Raw genomic sequence first — 11,590 nt, 5'->3', positions numbered from 1 at the left:
TCGCCATGGCGCGGGCGCCGCGCCCGGCCGGCGCGCAAGGGGGCGGTGCGGCATGGCATGGTCTCCGGCGGGGCGGCCCGTCGCCCGCGCGGCGGCAGCATCGGCGCCGCCCGGCGGCACCGGAAATGCCGAGGACGCATCCACCCGATGACGCGCGCTCATCCGCCGGCGGTCGCGGCGTCCTCCGGCAGCAGCAGGCCGGCGGCCTGGTGTTCCGCGGGGGCGGGCCAGCGATAGGCGTGGATGGCGCGGATGAAGCTTGCCAGCGGCGGCGACCAGCGGCGGCCGGCGACGGTCACCAGGGACACGGTGCGCATCACCTCAGGGTCCTGCACCAGCCGCGTCACCACGCCGGGATGCGTCGCCGAGAATTCCGGCAGGAAGCACACGCCCATGCCGGCGGCGACCATGGTCTGGATCCAGTCCTCCCGCTCCGACCGGTAGGACCGCAGGATGCGGGCGCCACGGGCCTCGCACTGCTCGCGCAGCAGGTCGCGGTATTCGCAGTTGATCCGCTGCAGGTAGGTCTGGCCGTCCATGTCCGTCATCGTCACGGCATTGCGCCGGGCGAAGGGATGGCCCACCGCGCAGGCGACGGCGAAGCGCTCGGCATAGAGCGGCTCCGCCCGCAGCCTTTCGTCGAACCCGTCCGGCCGGGCCATCACCGCCACGTCCAGCTCCCCCTGCAGCAGCGCCTCGGACAGCCGGTCGGGCACGCTCTCGGTCAGGGTCAGCTCGACGCCGGGGTGGTCGGCGCGGAAGCGGTTGAGGAAGCCGACGAAGCGCAGCGGCCCGATGGTGCACATGACGCCGAGGCGGAGATGCGCGCTCTCCAGGCTCAGGAAGCGCGCCGCCTGCTCCTTCGCCGCCCGGGTGCGGGCCATGATCTCCTCGAGATGCGGCTGCATCAGCCGGCCCAGCTCGGTCAGATGCGTGTTGCCCCTCTCGCGCGAGAAGAGCAGTCCGCCCAGCTCGCCCTCGATCTTCTGGATCGCCCGCGTCAGCGCGGGCTGGGTGACGTTGCACTGCTCCGCCGCCCTGGTGAAGTTCAGGGTCTGGCACACCGCCAGGAAGTAGCGGATCTCATGGAATTCCATGCATGCCTCCGCGCCAGGCCGGCGGATGCCTCCTGCTCCGCGGGGCCGCGCCTGGCGCAGATGGATCGCGGCCCTGCGCCCGCCTTCGCATGAGCCAGGCGAATGGTTTCCCTGCCCGGTCGGCATTGGCCGGGCGGGGGGCGGCGGCGGGATGCTTCCTGGCCTGGAGGCAGGAGGGGCCCGCATGCAGACCATCCTCAGCGCGGCCGGCCTGGGCGGCGGCATGACGGCGGCCCGCCCGCTGCAAGGCCGCGTCGCCATCGTCACCGGCTCGACCAGCGGCATCGGGCTCGGCATCGCCGAGGCGCTGGCCGGGCAGGGCGCGGCGGTGGTGCTGAACGGCTTCGGCGACCCGGCGGCGATCGAGGCGACCTGCCGCGGCCTGAGCGCGGCGCATGACGTGCCCGTCCGCTACGACGGCGCCGACATGGCTGATGCCGCCGCGGTGGCGGCGCTGGTCGAGCGCACCCGCCGCGGCGTCGGCCCGGCCGACATCCTGGTGAACAATGCCGGCATCCAGCATGTCGCGCCGATCGAGGAATTCCCGCCGGAGAAGTGGGACGCGATCCTCGCCATCAACCTCTCGGCCGCCTTCCACGCCATCCGCGCGGCGCTGCCGGGGATGAAGGAACGGGGCTGGGGCCGCATCGTCAACATCGCCTCGGCGCATGGCCTGATCGCCTCGCCCTTCAAGTCTGCCTATGTCGCGGCCAAGCACGGCATCGTCGGGCTGACCAGGACCGTGGCGCTGGAGGCGGCGGCGCACGGCATCACCTGCAACGCGGTCTGCCCCGGCTATGTCTGGACGCCGCTGGTGGCGGGCCAGATCGCGCAGCAGGCGGCGGCGCGCGGCCTGCCGGAGGACGAGGTCATCCGCCAGGTCTTCCTGGCGGAGCGGCCGACCCGGCGCTTCGCCACCATCGAGGAAATCGCCGCCACCACCGCCTTCCTCTGCTCCGCCGGCGCCGCCTCCATCACCGGGGTGGCGCTGCCGGTGGATGGCGGCTGGACGGCGCACTGACCCGCCACGCCTGGGGAGGACAGCCATGAACGCCATTCCGGATTGCCTGCGGCCGGAAGCGCCGCAACGCGTGCTGGTGCTGCAGGGCGGCGGCGCGCTGGGCGCCTACCAGGCCGGCGTCTACGAGGCGCTGCACGAGGCCGGCATGGAGCCGGACTGGGTCATCGGCACCTCCATCGGCGCCATCAATGCCGGCATCATCGCCGGCAACATCAGGGCCCACCGCCTGGCGGCGCTGCGGGAATTCTGGCGCCGCGTCGGCCATGACCCGGCGGTGGAGGCCTGGTCGCGCCTGCCCTTCCCGGGCAACCTCTTCCCGAACTGGGCGACCATGGCGGGCGGCGTCGCCGGCTTCTTCCGCCCCAACCCGCAGGCTTGGTTCGGCGCGGATGTGCCGATGACGCCGGAGCGCGCCGGCTTCTATTCCTGCGCCCCGCTCGAGAAGACGCTGGCCGAGGTGATCGACCTGAAGGCGATGAACGGCTGCGCGCCGCGGCTGACGGTGGGCGCGGCGGCGGTGCGGACGGCGCAGATGCGCTACTTCGACAGCCGCGACATGACGCTGACCATCCGGCACATCATGGCGTCCGGCGCGCTTCCGCCGGCCTTCCCCGCCATCCGCATCGACGGCGAGCTGTACTGGGATGGCGGCGTGCTGTCGAACACGCCGGTGGAGGTGGTGTTCGACGACAACCCGCGGCGCAACAGCCTGGTCTTCGCCGTGCATATCTGGAACCCGCGCGGGCCGGAGCCGGAGACGATCAACCAGGTCCTGCACCGGGAGAAGGACCTGCGCTATGCCAGCCGCGCCGCCAGCCACATCCTGCGGCAGCAGCAGATCCACCGGCTGCGGCACATCATCGCGGACCTGGCGCTGCGCCTGCCGGCCGAGCAGCGCCTGTCGCCCGAGGTGCAGGCGATGGCGGCCCATGGCTGCCTGACGCGCATGGACGTGGTGCGGCTGCTGGCCCCCGGCCTCGACAACGAGGACCACACCAAGGACATCGACTTCAGCCGGGCCGGCATCCAGGCCCGCTGGGCGGCCGGGCTGGAGGATACCCGTCGCGCCCTGGAACGCCGGCCCTGGGAGCAGCAGGCCGACCCGCTGGACGGCTTCCTGCTGCACGAGATCCGCCGCGACCCGGCGCTGGCCATGGCAGGCTGACCGCGCCGCGTCGCGCGCGCCGCTGTCCCGAACCCGCCATCCGCGGCTGCCGGCAGCGCCCCCTGCCTCCGGATGCCGGCCCCGCTCGTCGCTGGCCGGCCGGTCCAGGCCCGTCGCCACCGGCAGGCCCGGAACCCTCGCGGGCGGGGAGGCTGCCGGGCGCCTGGGGGCGGCCCGCGGCCGGAGGTTCAGGCCCGCACCTCGGTGTTCAGCAGCGTCTCGTACACCTTCAGCATGGCGCTGGTGTCGAGCCCGCCGAAGCCGAGGCCGCGCGCCATGCGCAGCAGGGCCAGCGCCTGCGGCCCCATCAGGCCGGGCACGCCATGCTCCGTCGCCAGGTCCACCGCCAGGCCCAGATCCTTGTAGGCGAGGTCGAGCGCGAAGCTCGGCGCGACATCGCCCTTCATCGCCCGCGCCGTCAGGCCGCGGAAGCCGAAGCTGTCGCCCGAGCCGTTCTGCACGATCTGCACCAGCTTGCCCATGTCGATGCCGGCGAGGCGGCCGATGGTCATCCCCTCCGCCGCCACCGCCATGTTGCACAGCACCAGCATGTTGTTGATCAGCTTGGCGACGGAGGCGCTGCCGACCGGCCCCACATGCACCTGCGTGCCGCTGAAGGCGGCCAGCATGGCGCGGTGCTGGTCGAACAGGGCCTCGTCGCCGCCGACCATGACGACGATGCTCGCCTCCACCGCGCGCGCGACGCCGCCGGTGACCGGCGCGTCCAGCAGCGCGATGCCCTTCGCCGCCAGCGCCGCATGCAGGCGCCTGATCACGGCCGGCGCATTGGTGCTGAGGTCGAAGACCACCGTGCCGGGTTTCGCATGCGCGGCGATCTCCTCCACCACCGCCTCGACATGCTTGGGCGTCGGCAGGGAGGTGAAGATGACGTCGCTGCTCTCGGCCAGGGCCGCCAGGCCGCCGGCGGGGCGGGCGCCGACGGCGGTGCAGGCCGCGATGGCGGCGGGATCGAGGTCGTGCACCACCACCTCGTGGTTCACGCCCTTGACCAGGTTGCGGCACATCGGGCCGCCCATATTGCCCAGGCCGACATAGCCGATCCGCATGGCGCATCCCCCTCCCACGGCATTGGTTAGAGGTATCAGGGCACCGCGGGCGCCGGGGTGCAAGCGGCGGCGCGGGCTGGACAGCGCGGCGCGGGCCGGGATGATGATGCGCGCCGCGTGCCGGGCACGGGCAAGCCACGGGGCAGGGATGCAGCCGGACAGCGCCGCCGCCTACGACCATGCCGCGCCGGCCCTGGCCGATCGCTACGAGTCGGTGGGCTTCGAGGCGGTGCATGCCGATGCGCTGGCCTGGCTGCCGGCGCGCCCCGGCCTCGTCCTCGATATCGGTGCCGGGAGCGGCCGCGACGCCGCCTGGTTCGCCGCCGGCGGCTGGGAGGTGGTGGCGGCGGAACCCGCCGCGGCGCTGCGGGCGGACGCGCAGCGGCGGCATCCCTCGCCGCGCATCCGCTGGCTGGACGACCGGCTGCCGGGGCTGGCGCGGGTGCGGCGGCTCGGCCTCGCCTTCGACCTGCTCTGGTTGAGCGCGATCTGGCAGCACCTGCCGCCCGAGGCGCGGCCCGCCGCGCTGCGCGGCCTGGCGCTGCTGCTGCGCCCCGGCGGGCGGGCGGTGATCACGCTGCGGCATGGCCCGGCGCCCGCGGACCGGCCGATGTGGCCGGTGGATGCCGCGGGCCTCGCGCGGCTGGCGCTGGACCATGGCCTGGCGCTGCGGGCCGTCACGCCGCCGCGGCCGAGCGCGCTGGGCGCTGCCGGCGTCACCTGGCAGACGGCGCTGCTGGAATTGCCGGATGATGGCGGCGCCGCGCTGCCGCTGCTGCGCGGCGTGATCCTGCGGCAGGAGAAATCGGCCACCTACAAGCTCGCCCTGCTGCGTTGCGTGCTGCGGATCGCCGATGGCGCGCCCAACCTGGCGGAGGAGACGGCGGATGGCGTGCTGCTGCCGCTCGGCCTCGTCGCGCTGACCTGGCTGCGGCTGTTCAAGCCGCTGCTGGCAGCGCGACTGCCGCAGCGGCCGGGGGAGGGCATGGGCTTCGTTGGCGACGCCTTCGCTGCGCTCGCCCCCGTCCCGGCGCCGTCGCTGCGGCCGGGCGCGGAATTCACCGGCGACGTCGCGCTGGCGCTGCACCGCGCCATCGCCGATGCGGCGCGGCTGATCGAGGCGATGCCGGCCCGCCACCTGACCGATGCCGCCGACCGGCCGCTGTTCGGCGCGGATTGCCGACGCCCGCCGCGCCCGGGCGCCCTGCTGCGGCTGGACCGGACGACGCTGCGGGGCTTCGGCACGCTGCATGTGCCCCTGCCGCTCTGGCAGGCGCTGCGGCGCATGGCGGCCTGGGTGGAGCCGATGCTGGTCGCCGAATGGGTGCGGCTGACGCAGGGCTACGCCGCGCGTGCCGGCAGGCCGGTGACGGCCGAAGCGGTGCAGGCCGCGCTGCACTGGCAGGAACCGGGGCGGGATGCGGCGCTGGTGCGCAGCCTGGCCGCGGCCCGCCTGCGCGCGGGGGATGCGGTGCCCTGCGTCTGGACCGGCGCGCCGCTCGGCCCGCGCGGGCTCGACATCGACCATTGCCTGCCCTGGGCGGCCTGGCCCTGCGGCGACCTGTGGAACCTGCTGCCGGCGGCGCCGGCGGTGAACCGCGCCGGCAAGCGCGGCCGCATCGTCTCGGCCGGCGCGCTGGCGGCGGCGCGGCCGCGGATCCTGGCCTGGTGGGACATGGCCTATGCGGCCCCGTCGCTGCGCGCCCGCTTCGCCGAGGAAGCCCGCGCCGCGCTGCCGCTGCCCTGGGACGGCGCCCTGTCGGCGGAGGAGGTCTTCGACGCCCTCGATTTCCGTCGCCTGCGCCTGCGCCAGGACACGCAGCTTCCGGAATGGGACGGCGGCACGCCGCCCTGACCGCGGCGGATCGCGCCGCGGACCGTGCCCTGCGCCGATCATCCCCGGATGGGATCCTCCGCCCCCGCGGCCATGCGCCGGCGGCGGCGCCGTCGGCGGGCTTCCCGGACGCTGCGGCGCTCGGCGCGGGCAGCGTGGTCACGGGGCCGGCGCCCGCGTCACCGCCGCCAGCGCAACACGGGCCATGCCGAAAGCGGCCAGCGCGGCGCCGCAGCGACGGACGACGGAGCCCCGGCCATCCCGACCGGGCTAGGGCCGCCGGGCCACGGTCGTGCGGCGCGGCGGCCCCGGCATCCGCACCAAACGGTGCCGCGCCGCGGACGGGCTCGGCATCCCGCTCGGGCCGGCGATGCGCGGGCCCGCCTCCTGCGCTGCGGCATGGCCCCGGCATCCCGGCTCGATCAGGCCTGGCGGCGGGTCAGCCGGCGGGGGCCGGCACCTTGTCGCGGTAGTTGCAATGCGGCGCGGCGACGCAGCGCCAGCATTCCGGCGCGCGCGCCTTGCAGACATAGCGGCCGTGCAGGATCAGCCAGTGATGCGCGTCCCGCAGCAGCTCGGGCGGGCAGCGCCTCACCAGGCCGTCCTCCACCTCCCGCGGGGTTTTGCCGGGCGCCAGGCCGGTGCGGTTGCCCAGGCGGAAGATGTGGGTGTCCACCGCCATGGTGCTCTCGCCGAAGGCGACGTTGAGCACGACATTGGCGGTCTTGCGGCCGACGCCGGGCAGGTCCTCCAGCGCCGCGCGGTCGCGCGGCACCGCGCCGCCATGCGCCTCGACCAGCCTCTGCGCCAGTGCCGCGACGTTGCGCGCCTTGGCCTGCCACAGGCCGATGCGGCGGATGAAGGGGGCGATGCCCTCCGCGCCCAGCGCCGCCATCGCCGCCGGGGTCGGCGCCGCGGCGAACAGCGCCGGGGTGCATTTGTTCACCGCCGCATCGGTGGTCTGGGCAGACAGCACGACCGCGACCAGCAGGGTGAAGGGATCGGCGTAGAGCAGCTCCGTCTCCGGCGCCGGGTTGGCGCCGGCCAGCGCGCGGACGAAGGCGGCGGCCTGGTCGCGGGACATCAGGCGGGCCCGGCGCGGGGCGCGCGCCGTCCCGTGCAGGGGCGTGGCCTCGCGGGCGGGTTGACGCGGCATGGGCACTGCTCCGACGGTGGCGGTCTTCGCGTCCCATCCCATGTCACGGCGAGCATGTCAGCCCAGACCGATCCCATCCTGTTCGAAGCCATCTGCACCCCGGCGCGCAGCCTGGGCCGCCGCGGCATGTGGCTGGTGGCCGGCGCGGTGCTCGCCGCCTCGCTGCTCATCGGGACGGTGTTCGCGCTGTTCGGCGCCTGGCCGGTGCTGGGCTTCACCGGGCTGGAGGCGGCGCTGGTGCTGGGGCTGATGGCGCTGCACCGGCGCTGGTCGGCGCGGTCGGCGGAGGCGCTGCTGCTGACCGAGGGGCGGCTGCTGATCCGCCGCACCGATGCGAAGGGCCGGCAGGAGGAGGTGGCGCTGGATCCCTACTGGGCCCGGCTGCGGCTGGAGGAGCGGCCGGGTCGGGTCAGCCGGCTGGTGCTGCAGCAGCGGCAGCGGGAGGTGGAGGTCGGCCGGCTGCTGGGGGAGGAGCAGAAGCGCGACCTGGCGGGGGCGTTGCAGGCGGCGCTGCGCCGCTACCGCGAGCCGGCCTTCGACAACCCACAGTTGCGCTGACGCGGCGGATTCATCCTGGGCCGGCTGCTCGCCGGCGGCCGCGGCGATGACCGCCGCCCCCGCAGGTCGCGCGGCGGCCGGATGCGGTCGGCGCGAGCGACGCGTGAAGCCGCGAGTCCGCCCCGCGGCGGGATCGCGTCCATGACCGCTGGCTTGGCGCACCGCCCGCCAAGGCATCGGCCGCCGCAGGGACGCCGTCCTGTGGCGGCCGGCACGGAGAGGGCGTCGGCGCGCCGCCGGGACGCCCGTCGCGTCGCCATGCACGCCGCCCTGCGGCACGCGTCGGCCGGCCATGCGCGTCCGGTCGGCCCGCGACCCAGGTCATCGGCCGCGCGGCGATCCGTCGACTCAGTCGGGCGGGGTCAGGCTCTTGATGAGTTCGAAGACCCGCTTGCGCACGGAGGGATCGTTGATCCGGTAATAGGCGCGGACAAGTTCCAGCGTCTCCCGCCGGTGCAGCGTCTCGTCGTCGAAGCCGTCCTGCTGGTCGGCCAGCGCATAGCTGCGACGTGCGACGCCGGAACCGCCGCCGACCGCATCCGGCATGTCGTCGAAGAAGAAGCCGATCGGCACGTCCAGCACGCGCGACAGGTCGAACAGCCGGCTGGCGCCGATGCGGTTCACCCCGCGCTCGTATTTCTGCACCTGCTGGAAGGTCAGACCCAGCGCGTCGCCCAGCTTCTCCTGGCTCATCCCCAGCAGCGTCCGGCGCAGCCGCACCCGGGCCCCGACATGCACGTCGATGGGGCTGGGGCGATGCTCGCGCTCAGGGCGCTCGCCGGTGTCGTCGCTCGGCATCGTCGTCTGTATCCCGCTCAAGGGGCACCTCGCTGGCAGTGCGACGCTCAACGTCACGGCGCCTCTCGGCCCTGCTGCACCCGCTATACGCGAGCATTAAGAAGTCGTCAATACTATTAAGATTTCTCAAAAACTGCGCCGCTTCCCATGCTGCGTCACATGATCGTCAGCCGCTGGGCCGGCGCCCGGCCACCCAGGCGCCAGCCGCCGAGCAGGCAGAGCAGCGCCAGCAGGCCCGGCAGGGCGAGGCCGAGGCGGGCGAAGGGCGTCGGCGGCAGCGGCCCCGGCAGCGGCGCGGTGAGCGTGCCGGTCTCGCCGGTGCCAAGCAGCGCCAGGCGCCGGCCATGGGCGTCGAACAGGGCGGAGATGCCGGTCTGCGCCGCCCGCGCCAGCGGCAGGCCCTCCTCCACCGCCCGCAGCCGTGCCGCAGCCAGGTGCTGCCAGGGGCCAGAGGAGACGCCGAACCAGGCATCGTTGGTGATGTTCACCAGCCAGTCCGGCCGCGGGCTGGGCGTGACGGCGGCGGGGAAGATCACCTCGTAGCAGATCAGCGCGCCGAAGGGCGGCAGGCCCGGCGGCGCCAGCGCCACCCGCCCCGGCCCGGCGGAGAAGTCCAGCCCGCCCGTCACCACCCGGATCGGCAGCCAGCCGCCCAGCGGCATGTATTCGCCGAAGGGGACGAGGTGGGACTTGTCGTAGAGCGCCGGCTGGCTGCCATCGGGCTCCAGCACCGCCAGGCTGTTCCAGACCTGCGTCGGGCGTCCGTCCGGCCCCCATTCGGCGCGCACCGTGCCGGCCAGCAGCACCGCATCGGCGGGCAGCGCAGCGGCGGCGAGGCGGCGCGCCTCCGGGTCCTGGGTGAGCAGGAAGGGGCTGGCGGTCTCCGGCCAGATGACCGCCACGCGCGCGCCGGGATGCGCGGCCGCGGCGGCCCGCCCGGCCTCCTCGGTCAATCCCAGGTAACGCTGGAAGATCGGCAGGCGCTGGTCCTGCCGCCACTTCACCTCCTGCGCCACATTGCCCTGGACGAGGACGAGCCGCACCGGCTGGTCCGGCGGCCCGGGCTGGGCCAGGCGCCAGGCGCCGAAGCCGGCGAGGGCGGCCAGGGTGGCGGCGCCGAGCGCCGCGCCGACCATCCGGTCGCGCCCGGCGGGCAGCAGCGGCAGCCCGGCCAGCAGCATGGTCAGCAGCGACAGGCCGTGCACGCCCACCAGCGCCGCGCCCTGCACCGGTAAGGCGGCGAAGGCCCAGGCGGTGCCGATGAGGTTCCAGGGGAACCCCGTCAGGACCACGCCGCGCAGCATCTCCGCCAGCACCCAGGCGCCGGCGAAGCCCAGCAGCCGTGGCCAGCCGGCGGGCAGGGCGCGCGCCGCCAGCACCGGCGGCACGGCGAAGACGCCGAAGGCGATGGCCAGCGCCGGCGCCGCCAGCGGCACCAGCCACCAGAAATTGGCGGTGTCGGTCAGGATGGCCTCGGTCACCCAGTAGATGCCGGCGAGGCCCTGGCCCCAGCCCCAGGCGAAGCCGATCCAGGCGGCGCGCCGCCAGCCCGCCTGCGCCCCCGCCAGGGCCAGCAGGCCGGGCACGCTGAGCAGCAGCACCGGCACGGCGTGGACGGGCGGGAAGGCGAGGGCGGAGAGCAGGCCGAGGCCGAAGGCGGCGACGAGTTGCCGTGGCCAGGAGAGCGAGGTGAGCACGCCGCCTCCTAGAGCAGATCCCGCCCAGGTGGAATCACCTGATCGGGTGAAGATGCGCGTCGAATCAAAAGACTAGGGCGGTTGCCGTGAGTCGTGGCGAAGGGAAACCGCTCCGTTGTCCTGCCCGCGAGGTTCGCAGCCACCGGCTGCGAAGGCGGCGGATCGGCAGGCCACCGCAAACAGGGGCGAGTGGCCCGCACCGAAGGGCGCCGCCAGTGGCGGCGAACTTCGGATCCGGGACGCTGGCGGGGCGCCCCGGCGCCGGAAACGCGCGAACCCATGACCCGAGGCTTCCGGAGCCCCGTCGGGCCCCGGCGGCGGGCGCATGCGGAAGGCAGGGCCTTCCTCACCTTCTGGATGCGGCCCGCCCGACATCGCCGGCGAAGAGCGGCAGCAGCGCCGGCAGGATCAGCATCACCGCGGCCAGCGCGTAGAGCAGGCTCAGCACCAGCAGCAGCCCCATGCCGGCCGTGCCGGGGTGGTGGGACAGCGCCAGGGTGCCGAAGGCGGTGCCGTTGGTCAGCGCGCTGTACAGCACCGCGCGGGTGAGCGGCGAGGCGAGCAGCGCGCGTTCCCCGTGCTGCCACTGCACGACGTAGTAGATCTTGAAGGCGACACCCTGGGCGAAGAGCAGCGGCAGGGCGATGATGTTGGCCAGGTTCAGCGGCAGGCCGATGACGGCGCAGGTCGCCATGGTCAGCAGCCCCGCCAGGGTCAGCGGCGCCAGCGCCAGCAGCGCCAGGCGCAGCGACCGCAGCGCCGCCAGCAGCAGCAGCACGGTGAGCCCGCTGGCGATGAGGCCGGCCTGCAGGAAGGCAAGCTGGATGGTGTGGGAACTGGCCTGGATGGAGATGGCCGGGCCGCTCGCCGCCGGCGCCACCGCCTGCACGGCGCGGGCGAAGCGGCCCATGGCGTCGGAATGGTCGGAGAGGTCGCGCGGCCGGACCTCGATCCGCGCCTGGCCGTCCGGGGTGATCCAGTCCCGCTGCAGGCTGGCGGGCAGGGTTTCCAGGGACACCGGCCGTGCCGCCAGGGCCAGGCGCAGATCGGCCAGCGTCGCCGCGAGCCCGGGCAGCAGCGCCGCCTCCAGCCTCTCCCGCGCCGCAGGCGGGCCGGCCGCCACCGCCTGCAGCGCCGCGCCGAGCCGCATGGCCTCCGCCGCCGGCGGGCCGCCGAGGCCGCGCAGCGCGGCGGCGG

Annotated in this window: 9 protein-coding genes and 1 pseudogene; 4 read left to right on the top strand and 6 right to left on the bottom strand. The window is 74.7% G+C overall.

The features are described 5' to 3' along the window. Positions 1-158: 158 nt before the first annotated feature. Positions 159-1,097: a LysR family transcriptional regulator gene (locus E2C05_RS23190; protein ID WP_133222020.1), complete on the bottom strand. Its 939-nt coding sequence runs from the start codon at positions 1,095-1,097 to the stop codon at positions 159-161. 184 nt (positions 1,098-1,281) lie between these two features. On the opposite strand from E2C05_RS23190, the gene E2C05_RS23185 reads away from it, so the two are divergent. After that, positions 1,282-2,118 carry a 3-hydroxybutyrate dehydrogenase gene (locus E2C05_RS23185; RefSeq protein ID WP_133222019.1) on the top strand — a complete coding sequence of 279 codons (837 nt, stop codon included), beginning with the start codon at positions 1,282-1,284 and terminating at the stop codon, positions 2,116-2,118. Positions 2,119-2,143: 25 nt separating this feature from the next. After that, positions 2,144-3,283 carry a patatin-like phospholipase family protein gene (locus tag E2C05_RS23180; protein WP_133222018.1) on the top strand — a complete coding sequence of 380 codons (1,140 nt, stop codon included), beginning with the start codon at positions 2,144-2,146 and terminating at the stop codon, positions 3,281-3,283. Between the two features lie 188 nt (positions 3,284-3,471). On the opposite strand, the gene E2C05_RS23175 is transcribed toward E2C05_RS23180, so the two are convergent. Then, entirely contained in the window at positions 3,472-4,350 is an 879-nt protein-coding gene (locus E2C05_RS23175) for an NAD(P)-dependent oxidoreductase (protein ID WP_133222017.1), read from the bottom strand. A gap of 148 nt (positions 4,351-4,498) precedes the next feature. Between E2C05_RS23175 and E2C05_RS23170 the strand changes: the two genes are divergently transcribed. Further along, on the top strand, positions 4,499-6,205 hold the full coding sequence (locus tag E2C05_RS23170) for a methyltransferase domain-containing protein (RefSeq protein WP_158292317.1): 1,707 nt from the start codon (positions 4,499-4,501) through the stop codon (positions 6,203-6,205). 418 nt (positions 6,206-6,623) lie between these two features. On the opposite strand, the gene nth is transcribed toward E2C05_RS23170, so the two are convergent. Then, complete coding sequence (gene nth, locus E2C05_RS23165) at positions 6,624-7,268, bottom strand: endonuclease III (RefSeq protein ID WP_133222021.1); 645 nt, start codon at positions 7,266-7,268, stop codon at positions 6,624-6,626. 126 nt (positions 7,269-7,394) lie between these two features. Between nth and E2C05_RS23160 the strand changes: the two genes are divergently transcribed. Continuing rightward, positions 7,395-7,898, top strand: a complete 504-nt coding sequence (locus E2C05_RS23160; protein WP_133222015.1) for a DUF2244 domain-containing protein — start codon at positions 7,395-7,397, stop codon at positions 7,896-7,898. 348 nt (positions 7,899-8,246) lie between these two features. Here the strand turns inward: E2C05_RS23160 and E2C05_RS23155 are convergent, their stop codons facing one another. The 3 genes and pseudogenes from E2C05_RS23155 to E2C05_RS33295 form a co-directional block, all read right to left on the bottom strand. Next, positions 8,247-8,696, bottom strand: a complete 450-nt coding sequence (locus tag E2C05_RS23155) for a helix-turn-helix domain-containing protein (RefSeq protein ID WP_133222014.1) — start codon at positions 8,694-8,696, stop codon at positions 8,247-8,249. Positions 8,697-8,851: 155 nt separating this feature from the next. Next, positions 8,852-10,393, bottom strand: a complete 1,542-nt coding sequence (gene lnt / locus E2C05_RS23150; protein WP_133222013.1) for an apolipoprotein N-acyltransferase — start codon at positions 10,391-10,393, stop codon at positions 8,852-8,854. Positions 10,394-10,739: 346 nt separating this feature from the next. Then, a pseudogene (locus tag E2C05_RS33295) lies at positions 10,740-11,590 on the bottom strand (MMPL family transporter); the annotation flags it as partial.

It is taken from the genome of Paracraurococcus ruber, from assembly GCF_004353985.1.
Taxonomy (GTDB): domain Bacteria; phylum Pseudomonadota; class Alphaproteobacteria; order Acetobacterales; family Acetobacteraceae; genus Paracraurococcus; species Paracraurococcus ruber.
Note: the sequence above shows the minus strand (reverse complement) of the source record. Positions and strands in the feature narration are given on the sequence as shown.

Excerpts from the sequence above, each read along its gene's own strand:
- E2C05_RS23190 (WP_133222020.1), bottom strand. The coding sequence starts at position 1,097 with ATGGAATTCCATGAGATCCGCTACTTCCTGGCGGTGTGCCAGACCCTG.
- E2C05_RS23160 (WP_133222015.1), top strand. The coding sequence starts at position 7,395 with ATGTCAGCCCAGACCGATCCCATCCTGTTCGAAGCCATCTGCACCCCG.
- E2C05_RS23185 (WP_133222019.1), top strand. The coding sequence starts at position 1,282 with ATGCAGACCATCCTCAGCGCGGCCGGCCTGGGCGGCGGCATGACGGCG.
- E2C05_RS23180 (WP_133222018.1), top strand. The coding sequence starts at position 2,144 with ATGAACGCCATTCCGGATTGCCTGCGGCCGGAAGCGCCGCAACGCGTG.
- E2C05_RS23155 (WP_133222014.1), bottom strand. The coding sequence starts at position 8,696 with ATGCCGAGCGACGACACCGGCGAGCGCCCTGAGCGCGAGCATCGCCCC.
- E2C05_RS23170 (WP_158292317.1), top strand. The coding sequence starts at position 4,499 with ATGCAGCCGGACAGCGCCGCCGCCTACGACCATGCCGCGCCGGCCCTG.
- nth (WP_133222021.1), bottom strand. The coding sequence starts at position 7,268 with ATGTCCCGCGACCAGGCCGCCGCCTTCGTCCGCGCGCTGGCCGGCGCC.
- E2C05_RS23175 (WP_133222017.1), bottom strand. The coding sequence starts at position 4,350 with ATGCGGATCGGCTATGTCGGCCTGGGCAATATGGGCGGCCCGATGTGC.